Here is a 22700-nt window from a genome sequence, read left to right as displayed (position 1 = left end):
GCCGATAAGCGCGGCGGAGACGTGCACACCTGCCGCTATTCCGGTTGCCGCCGACACACCGCTTATGTGTGGGACCGGCCAAACGAGGGTATGCCCGAGATCAAGGTACCTGCGGTACTCGGGGGCGGCAGCGCCTCCTCTTCGGTCGAAGTCGCCGGCAGCACGCTCGCGGAACTGTTCGAGAACCACGCCGCGGAACACGGCCCCGAACTCCGCGACAGCGTGGTCGAAGACGGCGAGATCAAGGAGTTCATCAACGTCTACGTCGACGGCGACGAGGTCTCTAACCTGGATGCGTCGGTCGAGGACGACAGCCGGATCCGCGTCATTCCCGCCGCCAGCGGCGGGCGACGCTGAGGCGTCGAGACAGCGTCCGGACGGTTACGCCTCGCCGAGGTCGACGTCGAGGTACTCCGCCCACAGCGGGATGTCTGCGTACTTATCGCCGCGGTCACAGAGCACCATCACGACCGTATCGTCTGTATCGAGCGGCGAGTCCGCGTGCAGTTCGTGGATCGCCTGCACGCCAGCGCCTGAGGAGGTGCCGACGACGAACTGGCCGTCGACGCGGAGGTGTTCGCTGACGGTCGCTTCGTCGTACTGCCCGGGATCGACGATCGGAATCTCGCGATCCCGATACTGCTCACGGAGGGCCCGTGCGCGCTCGTACGCGTCGTCCGTGTTCACGTACACTTTCTCATCGAGGACGGAGTCGTCGTAGGTCTCGGGGTGGTAGTGGTCGCCCGTTTTGAGGTATTTGAGCCCGTCGATGGCGTGGAGCGCTTCGCCGGGCTCGAACCCGACGACCGTCACGTCGCCCCGGTCGTGGAGGCCGCGACCGGTACCGGTGATCGTCCCCCCTGTCCCCGCCCCGGCGACGAAGTGCGTCACCTCGCCGTCGGTCTGGTTCCATATCTCCGGGGCGGTCGTCCGCTCGTGCGTCCCCGGATTGTCCGGGTTCTCGTACTGATTCGGTCGGTAGTAGCCCTCAGGGTCGGCGGCGATCAGTTCCTCACAGCGCTCGATGACCGCGTCGTAGCCGAGGTCGGCGTCGACGAAGTGGATCTCCGCGCCCGCGTCCTCGACCGCGCCGATCTTCCCGCCGCTCGCGTTGTCTGGCATCACGATCTCGACGTCGTACCCGCGATCGGCTGCCAGGCGGGCGACTTCGCTGCCGGTGTTGCCGCTGGTCGGCTCGATGACGGTCTTGTCGGGCGTCAACGCGCCGCTCGCCTCGGCGCCGTCGAGCATCCCTTTCGCGATCCGGGATTTGATCGACCCGCCGCCGTACGGCGCTTCGTAGAGGTTCATCCACTCCACCTTGGCGTAGACCGTCGCCGGGACGTCGACGTCGAGTTCGACGAGCGGCGTCTCCCCGATGTGAGCCTCGTCGAACGAGGTCGCCTCGCTCATACGGGAATCACCGCTCTGCGGGCGCAAATGGCTGCCGCCTCCGGACGGGTCTCTCGGAGTCGGCCGGACCCTGTCGCCACCGGACGGATCGATCCGTCAGATCGCACAGCCCACCTCCCGGTAGAGCCAGTGAGTCATCACGTACGTCCCCAGGATGATCCCCGCACCGGCGAGAATGGAGTGCAGCGACAGGAGCGCGACGCCGCTGAAGAGGTTCGCGATGTTACACCCCGGCGCCAGGCGCGATCCGACGCCCATCAGGAGGCCGCCGACGACCGGGTTGGGAAGCCGCTCGACCTTCGGCCACCGGATCCGGAAGTCCCCGGACGCCCGCGCGGCGAGGAACGAGCCCACGACGACCGACAGCACCATCAGCATATCCACCGTGACCGAGATGCCGCCGCCGCGAAACAGGATCGAGCCCCAGTACTCGACGCCGGTGACGTCGACGCCGGCGCGCGAGAGAAGCCAGCCGGCCCACTTGGCCTCGGACCCGGTGATGGCCCACGCGCCGTAGACCCAGAACCACAGGCTGGCGACCAGTGCGAGGCCGATTCCGGCGGTCCGAGCGTCCCAGGAGTCCCGCAGCCGGTCAGCGAGCGGGCGGTCGTCCGTGCGGATCCCCTCGACGTAGGCCCGCGTCCCCTCGAACAGCTCCGTGAGGCCGATCGAGAGGGCGCTCACCGACCGCGTGGGGAGGCTCGCTTGAGCCCGGGCATCGGCGGGGGCATCGGTCCCGCCGCGTGGCTCGTCCGGCAATTGCGACCGCCCGCGTACGAACGCGTACAGAAGGACGATGGCGGCGGCGACCAGCACCCCGGTCAACGCGGGCGGCCAGGGCAGCGCCAGATAGAGCGTCGCCCCCGACCCGAAGCGAAGCGGTTCGAAGTAGACCGAGCGGAGCGTCGGGAACGCGTACGCGAAGGCGACGTAGCCGACCCCCATAAACAGGAGCGTGATCCAGAACTGCACGTACCCCTGGCCGGCCCGATAGAGCGTTCCCGAGGCGCAGCCGCCGGCCATCGTCATTCCGATGCCGAAGACGAAGCCGCCGAACAGCGACGCCAGTCCCCACGGCGGCGTCCAGAACCCCCGGAAGAAGCCCAGGGTCGCCTGGAGGCTCCAGAACAGCGTCATCACGATCACGCCCGCGATGACGCCCTTCAGCACCCGTGTGTCTTTGAACGCGACGAAGTCCCGGAACGCGCTGACGAAGCAGAAGCGCGCCTTCTGGAGGAGCACTCCGAAGGCGAGGCCGACCCCGATCGAGACGAGGACGTACCCCAGTGGCGAGAGCGAAGGCATACGAGGTCCCTCTCGCTCCCGCCGCGTCCCTTTGACGAAACAGATCAGTCTTGCCCGTTGACGTTGAAAACGGCAACATTTGCACGCGTCGGGGACAACGGGCAATGGCTGATCGCTCCGACGTACCTAACCGCATACGCGGAGTGTACCCGACAATGAGCGACGAGTCCACAGACGACATCCTGTATCCGAACCGGGGCACTTCGGGGGACGATGACGGCGGCCGGGTCTCCCGCCGGACGCTCCTCGCCAGTTCCGCGGCCGCCGGCACGGCCGCCACAGCGGGGTGCACCGGGTTGACGGGCAGTGACGGATCCGGAGACGGGAGCGGCGACGCCGGCCCGCCGACCGTGTTCGTCTTCAACACGGGCGATATGACTGTTAGCGTCATCGATGCCGCGGCCGACGAGTTGGTGACGACGACGTATCTGGGCGCGACGGCGTCGTTCCCCTCGAATCAGTACATCGTCGACCAACTCGACCAGGAGCGATCGGTGGCGTGGCTCAACGTCGACAACGGCGTCCGCGGCGTCGACGTCGCGTCACTCTCTGAGGAGACCGCCTTCGAGACCGGCTCGGGCGCCAACTGGCAAGAGGTCACGCCGGACGGATCCCACCTGGTCGTCAGTGCGCGCGAGCCGACCCACAAGCAGTTCCGACTCGACGCCGACCCGAGTTCGGACACGTTCGGCGAGGTCACCGCAGAGATCGACCGGAAGCCCGAGGGCGGCCGCGGCGACAACGACGGCCCGGGACCGTGCGACATCACGGTCCACCCCGACGGCGAGTACGCGTTCGTTCCGGACATCTACAGCGACACGCTCACCGTGCTCCGGATCGATCCGTTCGAGATCGTCACCCAGGTCGACGTCGACCCGGTCGTCGACGGCGTCGACGCCGTCGCTCCGTGGATGGACACCGCCACCTGGGACGGCGAGACGCTCCTCGTCGAGAACAACGAGGGCGACCACGGGACCGAGAGCATCTGGGACGTCAGCGACCCGGAAAACCCCGAGGAGGTCACGCGACTGACCGCCGAAGACGACCTCGGAGCCCTGCCGCTGACCAGCGAGGTCGGCCCGGACTCCCAGACCGCGTACGTCTTCACGGCCAACTCCGAGGACGTGACCGTCATCGATCTGGAGGCAGCCGAGGTGACAGCCCGACTCGACGTCGGCGGCTCGGCCTTCGTGGGGACGTGGGGACCATCGCGGGAGAAACTCTACGTTCCCGTGCAGACGTCCGACGAGGTCAAAGTGATCGATCACGCGGCGGGCGAGATCACGGAGACGATCAGTGTCGGTTCGAAGCCGTACGGAGCGACTGCGGGGACCGTCCGCCCGGACACCGACACCGCGAGTGATCTGATGGCCACGATGGCAACGCTCGGCGTCGAGTTCTCGAACGCCGGGACGACGTACTGCATCGGGAACTGCGCGTGCGGCCACCAGCTGTAATGAGCGACGACAGTCCCGCCGACTCGTCGGCGACCAACCGGGCGCTGACCCGTCGCTCACTGCTGACGGCCGCCGCCGGCGCGGGCGTCGCCAGCACGGCGGGCTGTGCCGGCGTGAGCACACCCGCCGACGTCGCCGAAGCGGCCTCGATCAGCGGCAACGTGGCGTACTTCCGCGGCCCCGATCAAGTCGGCGCAGAGTCGGAGATCTTCCTCGACGCGAGGAGTCGGTCGCAGTACCGAACCGAGCACGTCTACGGCGCGCGCCACGTTTCGATCGACGACCTCACGCCGCAGACCGAGACTGATTCGGGACGAGTGCCGGATGCAGACGCGCTCGCCGACCGACTGGGCGCGCTCGGCGTGACCCGCGACACCGACGTCGTCGTGTACGGCAGCAGCGTCGGCTCCCGCGTCTCACGGGTCGTGTTCGTCCTCGAGTACCTCGGCCACGAAGGCGACGTCTCCGTCTTGAATGGCGGCTACGAGGCCTGGAACGGTCGCGTCGGGGTCGGCTCCCGATCGCCTCCCGAAGCCACGTACGAGGCGTCGCCACGCGAGGAACTCGTCGTGACGCGAGACTGGATCGCCGACCGGCTGGGTTCGTTCAACGCCGACGGCCCGGGACTCCTCGACGTGCGGTCGCCGGAGGCGTACCTGGGCGCGCGCAAGTCGCAGGCGTTAGTCGACACCAACGATCGTCACGGGCACATCCCGGGCGCGGTCGACGTCCACTGGACCGGCAACGTCGAAAGTCGGATGCTCGCGGAGCCGGGGACGCTCGCCGGGCTATACTTCGACAGCGCGGGACTGAGCCAGCAGGACCGGGTCGCCGTGTACGGGCAGGGGAACATCAATCCGACCCACACGTGGCTCGTGCTCCGGTCGCTCGGCGCGGCGGACGTCTGCCTGTACGACGGCGGCTTCTCCGAGTGGGCGAACGTCCCGGCCGACAGCCGTGGCCGCTACCCCGTGGAGACGAAGACCACGACCGTCGTCGAGACGTCAGGCAGCGCCGGCGGCGGGGGCGACGGCGGGTTCTCCTGCACTGGCTGATGCTGGTCGCCGTCCCCTGCGCGGGCGCGGACTGTGTGCTCCTCTGCGACGGCGAGGACGGCACCGAACGGGGCCGGATCGACGTGGGAGCGCACCCCGTTCACCTGGCCGCAGTCGGGAGCGCAGTGTTCGTCGCGACGATGGGTGCGCGTGCGATCAGCGTCGTCGACGGCGGAGCGGTTACGCGGATCGGGACGGGCACACTCGGCCCCTCACACTTCGCCGTGACGGACGACGGGCTGGTGTTGGTTCCCTGTACCGGCGGCGACGTTCTGGCGGTCATCGACGCCGGGTCACGCTCGCTCCGGCGGCGCGTCGGCGTCGGTCCAGAGCCGCACGACGTCGCCGTCACCGGCGGCTTAGCGTACGTCGGCAGTCGGGTCGACGGAACCGTCTCAGTCGTCGACCCGAACGCGGGACAGGTCCAGCGGACGATGGAAACCGACGGAGACGCGCGGATTCAGGGGGTCGACGCCGGATTCGGAGCGGTGTACGCCGTCGATCAGGCCGGGGCGCGGATCGTCCGCGTCGACGACACGGGGGTGACGGCGAGGGCGTCGGTGGGTGAGAACCCCTACGAGGCGGTCGTGGTCGCGAACCGCGTCCTCGTCGCCGGCAGAGATGACGGGACCGTGACGTCGCTCACGCCGGCTCTTTCGGACCCGACAGTACACGAGGTCGGCGGCCGGCCGACGGCGATTGCGGCCGTCGACGGGACGCCCTGGGTCCTCGACCGCGACCGGGACCGGATGCTGTCGCTCGACACCGAGCGCTCGATTCCGCTTCCGGCCCCGGCGTTCGCCGCGGCCCCGACGGGCGACGGCGACACCGTCGTGGTCGCTCACTACGACGACGACCTGATCAGTCTGGTCTCGACGGCTGACCGCGAGGTCATCTGGACCAGTGAGACGCCGGCGGATCCCTTCGAACCGCTGGTGCTGTGAGTATCGCGTCCACCACACTCGGTTCTGCGCTCGGTGGGACGAGAATCCGGATCGCACCTTGCTGAGTCCGCGTCAAAGATACGGGAGATGCCTGCGACGTCCGTAAAGAGTATGCTTGCAGATGACCGATAGTCCTGTATGTCAGAAAGCGGCTGGGAAGATGTCGTCGACCTTCCCGACGAACTCGACGACGGAACCGCCGAGGAGCTCTACGACACGGCCGACGAGGTACAGGATATGACCGGTGAGGTCTGTCCGTATCCGCAGGTCGAGGCCAAGAAGGCCATCCAGGGCCTGTCGTCCGGTGACCTTCTGGTCCAGGAGACCGACCACGTCCCGAGCACCGAGAACGTCCCGAAGGCCGTCGAGGATCTGGCCGAGGCCAACGTCTGGAAGAGCGGAGACGGACGCTACCGCATCTTCCTCCGGAAGCGATAACGATGGTCGACGAAGTCACCCCCGAGGAAGTCCACGAACGCCTCGAATCAGAGGACGCGCCGCAGGTCATCGACATCCGGAACGAGGCCGAGTTCGAACAGGGCCACATCCCCGGCGCCATCAACGTCCCGATGACCGAACTCCCGAGTCGCATCGACGAGATCGAGTGGGGCGACGACGTCGTCGTCGCGTGTCCCATCGGACAGTCATCCATCCAGGCCGCCCGGCTGATCGGGAGCTACGAGGACGTCGAAGACGCCGAGAACGTGCGGAGTATGTCCGGCGGCTATCAGGCGTGGGACTACGAGCTCGAATCGGGATCGGAGACGACGCCCGCAGAGGAGTAGTGTGAGCGCTCGCGACCTCGTCCTCGCACGGGACGCCTACGACGACATCGTCTATCAGGGCTACGACGGCGGTGCAGAGGAGATTTGCGGCGTCCTCGCCGGAGCATACGGCGACGACGAGAGCGTCGTCCACGAGGTCCACCAAACGGAGAACGTCGCTGAGACCCCCCAGATCCGGTACGCGATCGATCCCGAGGAACAGCTTCAGGTCATCGAGTCGGTCGAGGACGCCGGCCTCGAGATCGTCGGGTTCTATCACACGCACCCGTCGGGACCGCCGCACCCGAGCGAAACCGACGCCGAGCGCGCGACCTGGCCGGGCTACTCGTACGTGATCTGTGCCTTCGATGGCTACCCGTACCTCGGGTCGTGGCGGTGGACCGACGACGGCTTCGAGCGCGAGACCGTCGTCCTCGACGAAAGGAGCGGCTGAACCCACCGGAGTGGCGAATCTTCCCGCAAATAGGGAAGCCACCGTAATTATTATATTTGGTACTTAGCGGCAAAGTATTTTCCTCGGGGTAGCCTCGCTTAGTGTATGGTAAAGGCTACGGCCGGATCTGTGGGGGGAAGTCCGGGGCTGAGAAACATCGAATCTGCAATCCGGAATTACATCAGGTACATTCCGAGTGGGGACACGATCCCCGACGAGACGTGGCGAAAGCGGCATCGGAACATCGTGCTGGCACTGCTCGCACACATTCCGTTCTTACTCGCGCTCGGATTCTACGAAGGCACAGAGTCGTTCTCGGGGGCACAGATTCCAGCAATCGAACTGCAAACGATCGTTCTCCGCGTAGGGGTCGTCACCGCCATCGCGTTGCTGGCGGCCTATCCCGGACTCGGTCGGCGGGTCCGAACCTCGCTGGCGACGCTCGGGTTAGTGATGTCCTCGGCGGTCCTCGTGTACTTCTCGGGGGGGTACATCGAGGCCCACTTCCACTTCTTCGTCGTAATGGGGATCGTCGCGGTTTATGAGGACTGGGTCCCGTTCGGGCTGGCGATCATCTTCGTCGTGATCCAGCACGCGGTCTTCGGGTTCTTGATGCCGGAGATGGTCTACAATCACGCCGCGGGTGCCACGCGCCCGTTCATCTGGGCGGGCATCCACGCCGCGTTCGTGCTGATGCTCTGTACTGCGCTGATGACCAACTGGATCTCGATCGAGCGGTCGCGCGAAGAGGCGCGGGAGCAACTCGCCGAGACCGAGGCGGCCGAGGATCTGAAGGCCAAAGCCGAGGCTCGCCAGCGCGAGGTCGAAGAGATGAATCAGCACCTCGAGGCGAAGGCCGACGAGTTCAGTGCGAAGTTGGGGCGGGCGGCCGACGGCGACCTCAGCGTCAGGCTCGACACCGAGACCGAAAGCGAAGCGATGGCGCAGATCGGCGAGGACTTCAACGTGATGATGAACGAGATGGAGTCCGCCGTGCAGGACATTCAGGCGTTCTCCCAAGAGGTCGCCGCGGCCAGCGAGGAGGCCAGTGCTGGCGCGGGCGAGGTCAAGCAAGCCAGCGAGGACGTCAGTGAAGCGGTGCAGACGATCTCACGCGGCACCGACGACCAGCGCGAGATGCTCGAAGACGTCTACGACGAGATGACGGATCTCTCGGCGGCCGTCGAAGAGGTCGCCTCCTCGGCGGAGTCGGTCGCGGAGACGTCACACGAGACGGCGCAGGTGGCCGATGCCGGCGAGTCGACCGCTCGGGGGGCGATCGACGACGCACAGGAGGCACAGACCGCGATCGACTCGACGCTCTCGAACGTCGAACACCTCGACGAGCGGATGAGCGAGATCGGCGACATCGTGGAACTGATCAGCGACATCGCAGAGCAGACGAACCTCCTCGCACTGAACGCCAACATCGAGGCCGCACGTGTCAGCTCCGCAGGGAACGGCGACGGTGACGGGTTCGCCGTCGTCGCCGACGAGGTGAAGCAACTGGCCGAGGAGACCCAGGAGTCCGCGACCGAGATCGAGGAACTCATCCAGGAGACGCAGAGCCAGACCTCGACGACCGTCGAGCAGGCGCGGACGGCGCAGGAACATATGTCGGAAGGGGTCGAGGCCGTCGAAGAGGTCCTCGAAGCCTTCACGACGGTGTCTGCGAACACTGCGGAGACCGACAGTGGTATCCAGGAGATCAGCGATGCGACCGACGACCAGGCGAAGAGCGCCGAGGAGTCCGTCTCCGTGGTCGAAGAGGTCGCAGAGATCAGTCGGAAGACCGCAGACGAGGCGGGCGAAGTGTCCGCGGCCGCCGAGGAGCAGGCCGCGTCGATCTCTCAGGTCAGCTCGAACGTCGAGCAGTTGACCGAACAGGCCGAAGAACTGCAATCGCTCCTCTCGCGATTCAAAGTCGGCGGGGAGGCGATGGAGACGCCCGACCCCGACACCAACGCCGGGCCGGGGATGAACGTCGCGATGAACGACGGCGGTCGTCCGGAGTAACGCCGGTCACTCACCCCGGGCCTCGGACGCCGACCGCTCGGCCAGTTTTTGCAGCCGCGAAACCCGGTCTTCGGTCGGCGGATGTGTCGAAACGTACTGCCTGAGGCGACGCTCTTCTTCGGATTCGACCTCACCGTGCGTCCAGACCGGCGAGAGGGACCCGAACCGCGGCGCTGCGGCCCGGTCGATCTTCGTGAGCGCACTCGCGAGTGCGAGCGGGCGTCCCGTCACCTCGGCGGCCCGCTCGTCGGCCCCGAACTCCCGGCGACGCGCGTAGGCCCGAATGAGGAGCGTCACCGTCATACCGACGAGGGCGACGCCCGATTCGATCCGGCCCCGGATGCGTCCCGGGAGCGTCGCAGACCACGACCGGGGGTCACCGCGGATCCACGCGACGCACAGCGCCGTGCCGGTGAGGAGAAACACCGCCGGAGACAGCACGAGTTCCAAGACGACGATGACGAGTTGCGAGAGCGCGAGCGCGATGCTCCCGAGGAATCCGTCGCGGCGTTCGAGGTGCGCGAGTTCGTGCGCGAGCAACGCCTCGAGTTCCGGGCCGTCGAGCAGTCGAAAGAGCGAGGCGTCGAGGACCACCGTGTTCTGGCCGCCGGTTTCGAGCGCAAACGCGTTTGGCGACTCCAGCCGGGCCACGAGGAGTCGCGGGGACTCGATCGACATCGAGGCCGCGAGGTCTTCGAGCATCGCGTAGACCCGCGGGAGCCGTGACTTCGGGACTTCGCGGGCCGCAAGCGTCGAGAGGACGCGTCGCGTCCCGATCCGGAGCGACAGGAAGGCAGCGAGGACCGTTCCGATGAGGAGGCCGGCGACGGCCGCGACGGGGTCGAGTCGGATCTGCCACACCGCCAGGACGATGCCGAGACTCGCCGCGGCGAGCAAGCCGTAGAAACCGAACGCGGCGAGTCCGACGAGCACCGCCCCCAGACGGCTCACGCGACCGCGTCGGTATCGCTCGGCGGGATCGGGTGGGGATGCGGGCATCCTTCGGGTGACCAGTGGGCCGTTCAGTCGGGATCCGATTCGGCGGGGGTTCGACCGCGACCGGTAATATCGCCTTCGCCGGGAGCGGTGTCGTCGTCCGCAGCGTGAGCAGCGTCCCCGCTCTCGGCGGGGGTGGCTCCATCACTCGCTGGGTCCGAGCCGTCGGGATCGTCGTCGGTGTGATCGCCGAAGGAGCGATCGCCCAAGAGTTCGTTCGTCCGGCGGAAGATCCCCGTGAGCGTGGTGATCTCTCGCTCCGTCGGGTGGGCGCGGCCGAGCAGTCGCCGCATCATCACTTTCGTCTTCGCCCGTTTGTGCTCGCGCCCCTCGACCGATTCGTGGAACCGCTCGAAGAAGTCGTAAAAGCGGTCGATCTCCGCCTCGGCGGCGCGCTCGCGCTCGACGTCCGGGAGTTGCGTCTCTCCGACGGTGAGCGTTCGGAGTTCGTAGAGGAGAATTGTCGCTGCCTGTCCGAGGTTCAACACGGGGTACTCGGCGCTGGCGGGGATCGAACACACCTCGTCGAGCCGTCGCAACTCCTCGTTGTCGAGGCCGGTCCCCTCGCGACCGAACACCAGCGCCGTCTCCGTGTCGACGGTCGCGAGACTCTCGCGGATCTCGACCGGCGTCTTGAACGGAAATCGCGTGTGTTGTCTGCTGTCCTCGTTCGTGATCGCTGTCGTCCCGATCGTGTGATAGTTCTCGACGACCGCGTCGAAGGTGACCTCCTCGGCGTTCGGCAGGACGTCCTCGCGGGCGTGGCCGGCGAAGCCGTACGCCTCGCCGTCCTCGTCGAGTTCGGGCGGATCGACCAGTTTCAGATCAGTGAGCCCGAAGTTCTTCATCGCGCGGGCGATCGTCCCGACGTTGCCGGGTGTCTTGGGTTCGACGACGACGACGACGGGGTCCTGAGTGCGTGGCGCCATCGACTACTTGGTGGGGTAATCGCGGTCGAGTTCGGCGGCGTCGAGCGAGGGGACGTCGTCCTCCTCGTCCTCGACGACCGTGATCTCGCCGGTCCGAAGGTCGATCTTCTTGCGCTCGCCGTCGTAGTTCTCGTTGAGCCGCTGATTGAGTTCTTCGGGGTCCGGAGGTGATGGGAGGTCCTCGGGGTCGGTGTCGACGTACTCCAGACCGGCGTACCCCTCCGGGGCGCGGTTGCCGCTGGCGAACCACTCGTGGAACTCGTCGCGGAACGTCTCCGTCCCGGTGCGCTCGCTGCCGCCCGCCTCGCGGAACCAGTAGAGAAAGTCGGGTTCGTGCGTCTGACAGAGGAGGACCTCCTCCATCGGCTCGCCGTAGACGATTTCGGCCTGATTCGCCCGATTTTTCTCCGCCTCGCCGTGGATCAGGTAGCAGGCGTCGCAGGGCTTCCCCTGAAGATAGGTCAGTCGGATGAGCCGCTTTCGGGTGTCGTCCGATACCTCCTCGAGCGGGCGAAACTCCCCGTCCTCGGAGAACACCGCTTCCTCGTCGAATCGCCATCCTCGGAGGCCGATGCTGATCTTAGTCATTACCGGACGATAGCGTACCGGCAAATAAAAACAGCGTGTCTCCGGGGCGACCGTCCGATCACGGCCCCGGTGGGCGGTCGATCTGGCTCGACCGAAGTATGAAGAGCGGGCACGGGGAAGAACCCATTATGGGAGACAAAGATACGGGCGGGTCCGAGACGACAGCCGGGAATCGTGGCTCGCTCGGACTGTCGCCACGGGCCGAGCGACTGCTGCTCGGGCGTCGGCCGGGGACGGCCGTCAGACTCGCAGCGGTCGCTGGCGTGCTGTTCGCAGGGACGTTTCTGGTCCACCTCCCGCCTCGCCTCGTCGGGGGGGTCTCCTTCCCGTTCGGTCTCCTCTTACCGCTTCTCGTCGGACTGGCGTTCGTCGCCGCCGCGGCGGGGGCGTACCACAACGACGGCCTCGTAGTCAGCGTCGCGCTCGCCGGTGGTCCGAGTTTCGGCTTCTACCTCCCGCTTGGCCTGTTCGACCTCACGTACCCGAGTGCGACGATGTTGACCGCCCTGGGGATCGGAGCAGCGATCGCGGTCGGCGTGGGGACGGCGGGCTTCGTCGTCGGCGCCGGAGCGCGGCGACTCGTCGATCGGGCCGGGTGAACCGCTCGATCGCCGCGGCGACTCACGATGCAGACCCACTCGGCTGGACGGCGGTGACCGGAACGTGCGCCTTTTCTTTCCCCCGGGAGAATCAGGGGGTATGGATCCGAAGCGGGAACTCACGAGCGTCGATCTGGCCGCCCTCGTCACCGAACTGAACCGGTACGAGGGAGCAAAAGTCGACAAGGCCTATCTCTACGGCGACGACCTGCTCCGCTTTCGGATGCGCGATTTCGATCGCGGTCGGGTGGAACTCATCCTCGAAGTCGGCGACGTGAAGCGCGCGCATACCGCGGACCCCGAACACGTCCCCGACGCGCCGGGGCGGCCGCCGAACTTCGCGATGATGCTGCGGAATCGACTCTCCGGGGCCGACTTCGTCGGCGTCGAGCAGTTCGAGTTCGACCGGATTCTGGTCTTCGAGTTCGCCCGCGGCGACGAGAACACCCGACTCGTCGTCGAACTCTTCGGCCAGGGGAACGTCGCCGTGCTCGATGAGACCGGTGAGGTCGTCCAGAGCCTCGAGACCGTGCGACTGAAATCTCGGACGGTCGCGCCGGGGTCGCAGTACGAGTTCCCCGCATCGCGGCTCAATCCGCTCACCGTGGGGTACGAGACCCTCGAGCAGCGGATGGACGACTCCGATACCGACGTCGTGCGGACGCTCGCCACGCAGTTGAACCTCGGCGGACTCTACGCCGAGGAGCTCTGCACCCGTGCGGGCGTCGAGAAGACGATGTCGATCGAAGACGCGGGCGACGAACAGTACCGCGCGATCCACGACGCTATCGAGGAACTCCGAACGCGACTCCGGAGTGGCGATTTCGATCCTCGTGTCTACACCGACGACGAGGCGGTCGTCGACGTCACGCCGTTCCCGCTGGAGGAACGGGAGCGCGAGGGCCTCGACAGTGAGGGGTACGACAACTTCAACGACGCGCTGGACGAGTACTTCTACCGCCTCGATCTGGAAGACGACGACCCAGAAGAGATGGGGCAGCAGCGGCCGGATTTCGAGGCCGAGATCGAGAAGAAAAAGCGGATCATCGACCAGCAGGAGGGGGCGATCGAGAACTTCGAAGAGCAGGCCGAAGCCGAGCGCCGCCGCGCGGAACTCCTGTACGCGAACTACGATCTCGTCGACGAGGTCCTCTCGACTGTCCAGGAGGCACGCGGGAACGACGTCTCCTGGGACGAGATCCGCGAGACGCTGGAAGCCGGTGCCGAACAGGGAATTCCGGCGGCGGAGGCGGTCGTCGACGTCGACGGCGCGGACGGAACCGTGACGATCGAACTCGACGACACCGAGGTCGCGGTCACTGTCGACACCGGCGTCGAGAAGAATGCCGATCGTCTCTACACCGAGGCCAAACGGATCGAAGAGAAGAAGGAAGGCGCGATGACCGCGATCGAAAACACGCGCGAGGAACTCGAGGAAGTGAAGCGCCGGCGGGAGGCGTGGGAGGCAGACGACGAGGGCGAGGCGGAACCCGACGACGAGGCGGAGGGCGAGGACCGCGACTGGCTCTCCGTCGAGTCAGTCCCGATCCGGACCTCCGAACAGTGGTACGAACGGTTCCGGTGGTTCCGCACCTCAGACGGCTTCCTCGTGATCGGCGGCCGCAACGCCGACCAAAACGAGGAGATCGTCACCAAGTACCTCGACACGCACGACCTGTTCTTCCACACGCAGGCCCACGGCGGACCGGTGACGATCGTGAAGGCGACCGGCCCGTCCGAGCCCTCCGAGGCAGTCGAGTTCCCCGAGGCGACGAAGGAGGAAGCCGCTCAGTTCGCGGTCTCGTACTCGTCGACGTGGAAAGAGGGCCGCTTCGCCGGTGAGGCGTATATGGTGACGCCGGATCAGGTGTCGAAGACGCCCGAGTCGGGGGAGTACATCGAGAAGGGATCATTCGTGATCCGCGGGGACCGGACGTACTTCCGAGACGTCGAGGCCGAGGTGTCGATTGGCGTGCAGTGCGAGGGCGAGACGCGCGTCCTCGGTGGGCCGCCGGCGGCCATCGTAGACCGCGTCGAGACCTCGGTCCGACTGCAACCCGGACGCTACGCGCAGAACGACGCCGCGAAGATGCTCTACCGAAAGTTCAAGGAGCGATTCACCGATCAGTCGTTCCTCCGGAAGGTCGCGAGCCCCGACAAGATCCAAGAGTTCCTCCCGCCGGGCGGCAGCGAGATCGTCGAGGAGTGAGCGCACCGGCGGGCAGAGCGGGTACCGCGGCGGTGGGGAACGCGACGCTCCGTTGCTGTCGTGTCAACTGCTATTATCGTTCAGTATGTATTTATGCTGACTCACCGCGTCTCTGTAACTGAGCGAACATCGGAACAGACCACCTCCGTCGCTCGGTGAAGCCAATGATTCAACAATCCCTACAGTACCTCCGCAACGACGAAGACTCCTGGGTCACCACGGTTCTCATCGGGGGAATCTTGAGCCTGCTCAGCCCGCTCGTGATCCCTGCGATCCTCGTCCTCGGCTATCTCGTCCGGGTCGTCCGCGAGACGATGCACGGCAACGAGGACGCGCCGGTCTTCGACGACTGGGGCGACCTGTTCAGCGACGGCATCCGCGCCTTCATCGTCGTCTTCGTCTACGGGTTCGTCCCCGCACTCGTCGCGGCACTCGTCCTCGGCGGCGGGGTCCTCTCGTTCCTCGTGGTCGGCGGGTCGGCGAGCGGGGTGGCCGGTTCGCTCGGCCCCCGGAGCGGCCTCGCGGCCGGTCTCGGACTGCTCGTGGTCCTCGTCGGCGGCGTCGTCGCGTTCGCTGTGAGCCTGCTTGCGGCCTACGTCGTGCCCGCAGCACTCGCGAGCCTGGCCGAACGCGAGGATCTCAGCGGGGCCTTCTCGCTCCGCGAACTCCGTCCCGTGCTGACCACTGGAACCTACGCGACGGCCTGGGTTTCCGGGCTCGGGATCATCTTCGTGTTCGGCTTGGTCGCGAGCGCGCTGAACGCGATTCCCCCGGTCGGGTTCCTGGCTGGCGGCTTCCTCGGCTTCTACGGCGCGGTCGCTGCGTACTACCTCATCGGGCACGCCTGGGGCGAACTCCACGAGGTGAACGTGAACGACGAGCGTGACTCGATGGACGAACGGCCGGCGGTGTGAAGCCGCTCGGGCGTCACGGCTCCGCGCGCTCCTCATCGGTTGAGGAGGGGCGCACGACCCCTCCGGGCCAGATCACTCCGCGACCGATGGTCACTCTTTGTCCGCCGACGCGACGTGTGCGGAGATTTAATGCCCAGGTCGTGGTACCGTTTCTCACTCCAGTCAGGATGTCCGCAGATTCCCCACGGGACATAGCCGACGAAGTCACGCGCTTCTCGGGCGTGGCGTCCCTCCAGGGAGCCACCGGTCACGGTATCGGAAGTCTGGGGTTTCTCCTGGGAGGGATCGTCGGATTCGTCGTGCTCGACTCCCCAAGCGTGGGATTCGGGGGAGTGGTGTCGGCCAGCCTGCTGAGCGCCAACGGGGTCTCGATCTATCTGTGGGACCGAATCAGAGACGCCGTCATCGACGGGGCACCGAACGGGGGCGACACTGCGAATCAATCCCCCGACGAGGAATCCGGTCGGACGCTCTCACCGCCTTCGCTATCGGCAGAGCACAAGGCCGAGTTGGTAGGCGGCCTGGGACAGATCGTCGGACTGCTCGCGGTCCTCGCGGGGGTGATCGGCGCTGTTCGTCTACTGGGCGTCGAGCGGGGGTCCTACCTGCTGGGCGGCCTCCTCGCCGCCGGCAACCTCGCGGCGCTGGCGTTCGCGTGGCGAGACACCGACGGATAGCAGGATCTTTCCGCCGTGGCCGCGGAGCAGCACGTATGCGTATTTCGAGTCGCGGCCGCGGCGAGGAGGGCCGCGAGCGGATGACGTTGGTGCCCGAGAACGTCGACGACCTGTGGCACCTCTCGCACGTCCTCGAATCGGGAGACTTCGTCTCCGGGGACACGACCCGTCGCATCCAACGCAACGAGGACAATCTTCGGGACACGGGGGGACAGCGCGAACACCTCTTCGTCACGATCGAAGTCGACGACGTCGAGTTCGCCCGCTTCGCCAATCGGCTCCGGGTCGGTGGCGAAATCGTCGAGTGTTCCCGGGAGGACCAACTCGGACACCACCACACGATCAACGTCGAGGAGCACGACGAACTCACCATCGAGAAGCACTTCAAACCGGATCAGATCGAACGGATCGAAGCGGCCGAAGAGGCGGCTGAGAACGCTGACGTGGCGATCGCGACCGTCGAGGAGGGAGAAGCGCACATCCACACCGTCGCCCAGTACGGCACCGAAGAGCGCTTCTCGTTCACCGCTCCGACGGGGAAGGGAGCGTACGCCCGTCCGCGCTCGGAACTCTTCTCGGAACTCGCCGACGCGCTCGCGCGGATGGACGTCGACGCGATCATTCTCGCGGGTCCGGGCTTTACAAAGCAGGACGCCCGCGACCACATCGAGGAGACGCACCCCGAGACTGCGGACCTGATCACGATGGTCGATACCGCCGCCGTCGGGGACCGCGGCGTTCACGAAGTGCTCAAGCGCGGCGCGGTCGACGAGGTCCAGACACAGACGCGGATCTCGAAGGAGGCAGAACTGATCGACGACCTGATGGCGGGGATATCGCAGGGTGAGAAGGTTGCCTACGGGATCGAGGCGGTCGCCGAGGCCGCAGAGTTCGGTGCCGTCGAAGAACTGCTCGTGGTCGACGACCGCCTCCGCCAGGAGCGACAGGGCGAGGGCGACTGGGACGTCGACGTCAACGACGTCATCCAGTCGGTCGAACGCCAGGGCGGCGAGGTCACCGTCTTCTCCGGGGAGTTCGATCCGGGCCGACAGTTGCGGAACCTCGGTGGGATCGCGGCGTTACTCCGCTATCGACTGCAGTAGCGCTGGGTTCACGGATCACAGGAACGGGAGCGCCAGCGCCGACGTGAGGCAACTGATGAGAAACCAGCCGGCGAAGTTCCACCACGGGACGCCACGGAACCGCGGTCCGGGAAGCGAATCTCGGTACGTCCACTGCCCGTTTTCGACGCCGTAGTGGTCGGTCAGGACGTCGTACGTCGTCGCGAGCCCCGCGGCCAGGACGACGGCCGCCCAGCCGTCGGTAGCGAGGAGCGCGATCCGGAATGTCAGGTAGACGATGCCCGTCCAGCCAAACAGAACGTAGAGTGGCACGCCGAGGACCTTCGGCCCGATGTGGTGTTCGAGCCAGTCAAGTGCGATGACGAACCCCTCGGCGACGAAGGCGACGACTGCGCCGCCGCCGAAGAGGGCGGCCGTGGCAAACAGCGGCCACGTGACGGCCGCGTGAGCCAGTAGTATGACCCCCAGCACGACGGTCGTGACGGCAAATCTTCGAGTCCGTGACATCGTGGCGAGCGTCGCTCGCGTCACTCGCCGGTGAGTGCCTCGCTCCCGGGCGCGATGTCGAGCGTCGTCCCCAGGTCCTTCTCGACGGCCTTCTCATAGAGCAGAGATGCGCCGGCGACGGTCTCGATGCCCGTGCCGCCGCTGTCGAAGACCGTGATCTCCTCTGCGGACTCGCGGCCGGGGGCCTCGCCGGCGACAACCTCGCCGAGTTCGGCGTGGATGCCGTCCTCGTCGATCACGCCGGCCTCCTGGGCGTGGAGGAACGATCCCGCGTCCTGGAAGGCCCGCTCGCGGAGATCCGGCACGTACTTGGCCCGCTCGATGGTCGTCTGGTCGAGTTCGCGCTTCTCGGGGTCGTACTGTCCCATCGCCGTCACGTGCGTCCCGGGATCGAGCGCCTCGCCGTCGAACACAGGGTCGCTCGCGTTCGTCGCGGTGACGATGATGTCGGCCCCCTCCACAGCGGCCGCAGCGGAGGCGACGGCCGCGACGCTCGCTTCGAGCCGTCGATCCATCTCGCCGGCGAAGTCCTCACGGTGCGCCTTCGTGGGGGAGAACACCCACACGGTTTCGAGGTCGCGGACGGTCGACAGCGCCCGGAGTTGTCCCTTCGCCTGGGGTCCACTCCCGATGATCGCGACCGAGGATGCGTCGTCCCGAGCCAGCGCGTCGGCCCCGACGGCACCCGCTGCTCCCGTCTTGTAGGGGTTCATACTCGCGCCGTCGACGAGGGCGAGCGGCTCGCCCGACTCCGCATCGAACAGGGGCGTCATGAACCAGGCGTCCTCGGCTCCGAAGCCGGCGGAGTACATATAACCGCCCATCGCACCCGTGTCTGGCAGGACCGCGGCGTAGGCGGTGAAAAAGCCCGGCGGGTCGGCGTTCGTGAGTTTCGCCCTGGGTTCGGCGGGCGCGCCCTCCCCGCGCTGACGGTAGCCGTCGCGGACCGCCTCGACGAACTCTGCGGGCGTCGCGAGCCCGTCAACCGCCGAACTGGAGAGGAACAACGTTTCTGTCATACCCGGCGGTTCGACGGCCAGCGGTAAGAACGTGCGGGAACCCCTCGGTCGAGTGGAACGAACCGGAGGACAGCGGCGTCAACGGGGGGACCGGATGGCTCGGCTCGCGGCGATCAGTCGGCGCTGTGGACGGCCGAATTCTGTCGCGTCTCGCCGCCGTCGTAACTTGGAAGCGAACTGCGGGTCACCGGAGCGCGGACGAACATCGCGTGGCCCACGATGCCGGCGGCGACCGCCGCGGCGATGGGGACCGCCTGCGTCAGCGAGAGACTCGTCTGGACGAGGCCACCGGTCAGTCCGAGCAGTGCGAGTGGAATGAGGCCGAGAACGTAGTCGTAGTATCCGGTCATTGTATACGTAATAATTCGGGTATGGGGAATATAAATTTTTCTCGTTGCCAACCAGTTGATTCGGTGTGGGCCTTCCAGTACTTTCTCATAAGTTATCAGGGCAATTCACGATAGAGAACCTTTCTCACGAAAAATTCCGGAATACGGCGGAAGACGGACGCTACTCCGCCTTCTCGAGCTCGGTTCGGAGATCGGCGTGGCTCGCTGACTCAGCACTGCCGAAGCGCCCGGATCGAGCGGATCGGAGCGTTAAATTGACCCCTGCTCGGAAGGTCGTACGTGAACTCGAACGACCGGGCGATCGTCGGACTGGTCAGCCTCGCCCACGGGATGGTCCACACCTACGAACTGTCGATCCCGATCTTTGTCTCGATCTGGCTCGCCCAGTTCGACGTGCTGTCGCTCGGCTTCACGGAGGTCGAGGTGACGGCGGCGACGCTCGGGATCGTCGTGACAGCAGGCTACGGGCTGTTCGGCGTGGGGTCGTTGCCGGGCGGCGTCTTAGTCGATCGCATCGGTTCCTCGCGGCTCATCACAGTGTGTCTGTTCGGGATGGCCGGGTCCTTCGTCCTGCTCGGTCTCTCGCCGAATCTCCTGGTGGTGACCGCGGCGCTGCTACTGTGGGGCGCGGCCGCCAGCGTCTACCACCCGGCGGGGTTGACGCTGCTCTCGAAGGGTGTCGAAGAGCGCGGCACAGGGTTCGCGTACCACGGGATCGCCGGCAACGTCGGGACCGGCCTCGGCCCGCTGTTGACCGCGACGCTGCTGCTGTTCGTCGAGTGGTCAGTCGTCGCGATCGTGCTCGCTCTCCCCGCACTCCTCGCCGGGGCCTACGCGCTGCGCGCGTCGTTCGACGAGACGGCGGCAGTCCCCGGCCAGTCCGACGCCACCGAGGCCGACGGCGGCGATTCACGGGCGAGCAGCGTCTCCTCACTGGGAGAGTTCGTCTCCGAGTCACGACGGCTCTTCGTCGGGGCCTTCGCGCTCGTCTTCGTGGTCGTGATGTCCTCAGGGCTCTACTACCGCGGCGTGCTCACATTCCTGCCCGATCTCCTCGAGTCGTTCCCCGGGTTCGAGCCGATCCCCCTCACCTCGCTACTGCCACCGGCGGTTACGGACGCGCTCGGCGTCGCTCCCGGGTCCCCCCGCGCGCTGAACCCCGAGCGGTACTTCTACTCCGGCCTACTGATCATCGGCGTCTTCGGACAGTATCTCGGGGGGAAACTGACCGATCGGATCCCGGTCGAGTACGGACTGGCCGGCGGGTTCGGCCTGCTCGCAGTGCTGGCAGTGATCTTCCTCCCGGCCGCGAACGCGGGGATCGGACCGGTGCTCGTCGTCGGGGCCGTGCTCGGCGCGGCCCTCTTTCTCGTCCAGCCCCTGTATCAGGCGACCGTCGCGGAGTACTCGCCGCCGGGAACGCGCGGGCTGTCCTACGGGTACACCTATCTGGGTGTCTTCGGCGTCGGGGCGCTCGGGGGAGCCATCGCCGGCACGATCCTCACGTACGCGACGCCCGCGGTGCTGTTTGCCGTGCTCGCGGGATTCGCGCTGACCGCCGCGGGCATCGGGGTCGTCCTGTCGCGTCGTCTGTGAGCGGGCTATCAGGTCGCCGCTCGGGCCGACAGTGACGTCACCCGACGATCTTGAAGAAGAGCCACCGGCCGACGACGAGCGCGAGACCGCCCGTCACGAGCATCACTGCGCCGAACGTGAGCTGAAAGCCGCCCGAGAACGCCGGGGAAGCCCGGAGCGCGAACCCGATGACCGCGCCCGGGATCCACGCGCGAATCGCGAGCGGGATCGCTGCCTTCGCAGACTCCGCTGCGCCGGCCGAGTAAGCCCCGATCAGCGGGCCGGCGACGGCCCAGCCCACGAGGAAGGGGACCAGAGTCAACAGCCAGCCGGCCGGGTCGGCCGAGAGGTACCCGACGCTGTTGTGGTTGATCACACCGATCGTCAGCACGGCCGCGAGCGCGAGCAGATCCACCACGGCCAGGGGAGCGGCCGCGCCGTCGATGCGTCGCGCGAGGAACGACTCCTCCGAGGTTGCCATACCGAAGCATTCGAACGCTCCCTAATGGCTCTCTCGGAATGGGTCGCTCAGGATCCCGATTCGGGTTCCGGAACGCGACCGACGGCGACGTAGTCGAATCCCTCGCGGACGATGCGGGCCTCGAACCCGGCTGTCGAGAGCGCTCCACAGAGTTCGTCGGGGGTCCAGAACGTCGAATCGAACCCGACTGCGGCCTCGGCGGCGACGAGCGCGCGCCCCCGGATCCCGCGGGGGTGGAACTCCTGGACCGCGACCACGCCACCGGGGCGGACGACGCGAGCCGCTTCCCGAAGCCCCGCCTGCGGGTCCGGAATGTGATGGAGCGCGTCGACGACGACGGCGGCGTCCACCGTGTCGTCACCGAACGGAAGCCGCTCTGCGTCGCCGCGGACGGTCTCGTGTCCCGCGGCTCGTGCCCGCGAGAGCATCCCGGCCGAGACGTCGACGACGACGGGCTCGTACCCGACGGTGGCCAGTCCCCGAGCGGCCCGTCCTGTGCCACCGGCCAGATCCACCACGCGGTCGATCGGCTGGGTCGCGAAGGCGAACGCATCGACGAACGGCCCGGGTCGTGAGGGCGGCATCGCGGCGTCGTAGAGGCGAGCGATCCGGTCGAAGAAGTCGACGTCGCCCCGGCCGAATCGAGAAGCCATAGCGGCCCTACCGCGTCGACGATGAAGGAACTGTCGGACCGCCGCACTCTTTTCGGTCCGTCCCGTTCGGCCGGCAATGGCGTTCGCCGTCCTCGGGTGGCCACCCGCCGGACCGACCCTCAGGCTCGACTACCGCCGGTTCGCCTACGCCGGGAAGTTCGTGATGTCCTCCACCGGGAAGGCGGTCGTCCGCGACGGCGGTCGACGAGACGCCGTCGACGAGGCGCCGGAGACGCCCGCGTCAGTCGACGCCGACGAGTTCGCTGACGACGTCGTCGCCGCACTCGCGTTCAACGAAGACCGCACGGACGAGTCGACGCTGTGGTATCGCTACATCACCGTCCGGGCCGACGCGAAAGGCGAGGGCCTCGGTCCCCGATTGGCGGCGTTCGTGGCTCCGAAGGCGGCCCAGCGGGGCTACGAGCGGCTCCGAATCGCCGTCAACAACCCCTTCGCGTACGAGGCGATGTACAAGGCGGGGTTCACGTGGACCGGGCGTGAGACCGGCGTCGCGGAACTGGTTCTCGAGCGCCCTGCGGACCCCGCGGAGGCTGTCGACCGGGACGGGGACGCCAACCGCTATCGGGCGGGCCTGCGCCTGTATCGCGAGCGCGGCCGCGGCGACCCCGAGGCGTCGTTCCTGGCCGCGCGGACCGACGCCGACCCGCCGGAACGCATCGATCCTCGGCCGTCGGAACCGGACGATTAAGCCC

25 protein-coding genes are annotated in these 22700 nt (G+C 67.0%); 15 read left to right on the top strand and 10 right to left on the bottom strand.

From position 1 onward, the window contains the following. Positions 1-90 precede the first annotated feature (90 nt). A complete protein-coding gene (locus BLU74_RS10795) occupies positions 91-357 on the top strand; it encodes a MoaD/ThiS family protein (protein ID WP_089767295.1) in 267 nt (88 codons plus the stop codon). Positions 358-381: 24 nt separating this feature from the next. Here the strand turns inward: BLU74_RS10795 and BLU74_RS10790 are convergent, their stop codons facing one another. Together BLU74_RS10790 and BLU74_RS10785 are read right to left on the bottom strand one after the other, a co-directional pair. Continuing rightward, on the bottom strand, positions 382-1413 hold the full coding sequence (locus BLU74_RS10790) for a PLP-dependent cysteine synthase family protein (RefSeq protein ID WP_089767294.1): 1032 nt from the start codon (positions 1411-1413) through the stop codon (positions 382-384). A 96-nt stretch (positions 1414-1509) separates the two neighbouring features. Further along, positions 1510-2718, bottom strand: coding sequence for a YeeE/YedE family protein (locus BLU74_RS10785; RefSeq protein WP_089767293.1), 1209 nt, complete (start codon positions 2716-2718; stop codon positions 1510-1512). A 155-nt stretch (positions 2719-2873) separates the two neighbouring features. Between BLU74_RS10785 and BLU74_RS10780 the strand changes: the two genes are divergently transcribed. From BLU74_RS10780 to BLU74_RS10750, 7 genes are all read left to right on the top strand, one after another. Further along, complete coding sequence (locus BLU74_RS10780; protein WP_175454616.1) at positions 2874-4175, top strand: YncE family protein; 1302 nt, start codon at positions 2874-2876, stop codon at positions 4173-4175. Continuing rightward, positions 4175-5230 (top strand): sulfurtransferase, encoded by a 1056-nt coding sequence (locus BLU74_RS10775; RefSeq protein WP_089767292.1) that lies wholly within the window; start codon positions 4175-4177, stop codon positions 5228-5230. Before BLU74_RS10780 ends, BLU74_RS10775 begins: the two co-directional genes overlap by 1 nt. Further along, positions 5230-6174 carry an NHL repeat-containing protein gene (locus BLU74_RS10770; RefSeq protein ID WP_089767291.1) on the top strand — a complete coding sequence of 315 codons (945 nt, stop codon included), beginning with the start codon at positions 5230-5232 and terminating at the stop codon, positions 6172-6174. The genes BLU74_RS10775 and BLU74_RS10770 overlap by 1 nt, the downstream gene beginning before the upstream one ends. Positions 6175-6312: 138 nt before the next feature. Then, positions 6313-6612, top strand: coding sequence for a sulfurtransferase TusA family protein (locus BLU74_RS10765; RefSeq protein WP_089767290.1), 300 nt, complete (start codon positions 6313-6315; stop codon positions 6610-6612). Between the two features lie 2 nt (positions 6613-6614). Continuing rightward, on the top strand, positions 6615-6959 hold the full coding sequence (locus BLU74_RS10760) for a rhodanese-like domain-containing protein (RefSeq protein ID WP_089767289.1): 345 nt from the start codon (positions 6615-6617) through the stop codon (positions 6957-6959). Position 6960: 1 nt separating this feature from the next. Further along, positions 6961-7392, top strand: a complete 432-nt coding sequence (locus BLU74_RS10755; RefSeq protein WP_089767288.1) for a desampylase — start codon at positions 6961-6963, stop codon at positions 7390-7392. A 105-nt stretch (positions 7393-7497) separates the two neighbouring features. Then, positions 7498-9408 (top strand): methyl-accepting chemotaxis protein, encoded by a 1911-nt coding sequence (locus tag BLU74_RS10750; RefSeq protein WP_089767287.1) that lies wholly within the window; start codon positions 7498-7500, stop codon positions 9406-9408. 6 nt (positions 9409-9414) lie between these two features. On the opposite strand, the gene BLU74_RS10745 is transcribed toward BLU74_RS10750, so the two are convergent. From BLU74_RS10745 to BLU74_RS10735, 3 genes are read right to left on the bottom strand one after another with little or no spacing between them, the layout of a single operon-like run. Continuing rightward, positions 9415-10407 carry a M48 family metallopeptidase gene (locus BLU74_RS10745; protein WP_089767286.1) on the bottom strand — a complete coding sequence of 331 codons (993 nt, stop codon included), beginning with the start codon at positions 10405-10407 and terminating at the stop codon, positions 9415-9417. A 23-nt stretch (positions 10408-10430) separates the two neighbouring features. Further along, a complete protein-coding gene (locus tag BLU74_RS10740) occupies positions 10431-11333 on the bottom strand; it encodes an RNA methyltransferase (RefSeq protein WP_089767285.1) in 903 nt (300 codons plus the stop codon). 3 nt (positions 11334-11336) lie between these two features. After that, a complete protein-coding gene (locus BLU74_RS10735) occupies positions 11337-11921 on the bottom strand; it encodes a DUF8114 family protein (protein ID WP_089767284.1) in 585 nt (194 codons plus the stop codon). 128 nt (positions 11922-12049) lie between these two features. Here BLU74_RS10735 and BLU74_RS10730 point away from each other — a divergent pair, with 128 nt between their 5' ends. The 5 genes from BLU74_RS10730 to BLU74_RS10710 all read left to right on the top strand — a co-directional run bounded on the left by BLU74_RS10730 (position 12050) and on the right by BLU74_RS10710 (position 17423). Then, entirely contained in the window at positions 12050-12520 is a 471-nt protein-coding gene (locus BLU74_RS10730) for a hypothetical protein (RefSeq protein ID WP_089767283.1), read from the top strand. 100 nt (positions 12521-12620) lie between these two features. Then, positions 12621-14729, top strand: coding sequence for a ribosome rescue protein RqcH (rqcH, locus tag BLU74_RS10725; protein ID WP_089767282.1), 2109 nt, complete (start codon positions 12621-12623; stop codon positions 14727-14729). A 164-nt stretch (positions 14730-14893) separates the two neighbouring features. Then, the gene (locus tag BLU74_RS10720; protein ID WP_089767281.1) at positions 14894-15643 is read left to right on the top strand and encodes a DUF4013 domain-containing protein; all 750 of its coding nucleotides are present in this window, start codon (positions 14894-14896) and stop codon (positions 15641-15643) included. A gap of 167 nt (positions 15644-15810) precedes the next feature. Next, a complete protein-coding gene (locus tag BLU74_RS10715) occupies positions 15811-16320 on the top strand; it encodes a hypothetical protein (RefSeq protein ID WP_089767280.1) in 510 nt (169 codons plus the stop codon). Between the two features lie 35 nt (positions 16321-16355). Next, positions 16356-17423 carry an mRNA surveillance protein pelota gene (locus BLU74_RS10710; protein ID WP_089767279.1) on the top strand — a complete coding sequence of 356 codons (1068 nt, stop codon included), beginning with the start codon at positions 16356-16358 and terminating at the stop codon, positions 17421-17423. A 15-nt stretch (positions 17424-17438) separates the two neighbouring features. Here the strand turns inward: BLU74_RS10710 and BLU74_RS10705 are convergent, their stop codons facing one another. The 3 genes from BLU74_RS10705 to BLU74_RS10695 all read right to left on the bottom strand — a co-directional run bounded on the left by BLU74_RS10705 (position 17439) and on the right by BLU74_RS10695 (position 19278). Continuing rightward, entirely contained in the window at positions 17439-17909 is a 471-nt protein-coding gene (locus BLU74_RS10705) for a carotenoid biosynthesis protein (RefSeq protein WP_089767326.1), read from the bottom strand. 20 nt (positions 17910-17929) lie between these two features. Next, positions 17930-18928: an ornithine cyclodeaminase family protein gene (locus BLU74_RS10700; protein ID WP_089767278.1), complete on the bottom strand. Its 999-nt coding sequence runs from the start codon at positions 18926-18928 to the stop codon at positions 17930-17932. A 113-nt stretch (positions 18929-19041) separates the two neighbouring features. After that, a complete protein-coding gene (locus BLU74_RS10695; RefSeq protein WP_089767277.1) occupies positions 19042-19278 on the bottom strand; it encodes a DUF8015 family protein in 237 nt (78 codons plus the stop codon). Positions 19279-19557: 279 nt separating this feature from the next. On the opposite strand from BLU74_RS10695, the gene BLU74_RS10690 reads away from it, so the two are divergent. Next, positions 19558-20874, top strand: coding sequence for an MFS transporter (locus BLU74_RS10690; RefSeq protein ID WP_089767276.1), 1317 nt, complete (start codon positions 19558-19560; stop codon positions 20872-20874). Between the two features lie 37 nt (positions 20875-20911). Here the strand turns inward: BLU74_RS10690 and BLU74_RS10685 are convergent, their stop codons facing one another. Next, entirely contained in the window at positions 20912-21334 is a 423-nt protein-coding gene (locus tag BLU74_RS10685) for a DUF3054 domain-containing protein (RefSeq protein WP_089767275.1), read from the bottom strand. Between the two features lie 47 nt (positions 21335-21381). Then, entirely contained in the window at positions 21382-21987 is a 606-nt protein-coding gene (locus tag BLU74_RS10680) for a class I SAM-dependent methyltransferase (RefSeq protein WP_089767274.1), read from the bottom strand. Positions 21988-22063: 76 nt separating this feature from the next. Between BLU74_RS10680 and BLU74_RS10675 the strand changes: the two genes are divergently transcribed. Further along, positions 22064-22696, top strand: coding sequence for a GNAT family N-acetyltransferase (locus tag BLU74_RS10675; protein ID WP_089767273.1), 633 nt, complete (start codon positions 22064-22066; stop codon positions 22694-22696). Positions 22697-22700 lie beyond the last annotated feature (4 nt).

It is taken from the genome of Halobellus clavatus (genome assembly GCF_900107195.1).
Taxonomy (GTDB): Archaea; Halobacteriota; Halobacteria; order Halobacteriales; family Haloferacaceae; genus Haloquadratum; species Haloquadratum clavatum.
Note: the sequence above shows the minus strand (reverse complement) of the source record. Positions and strands in the feature narration are given on the sequence as shown.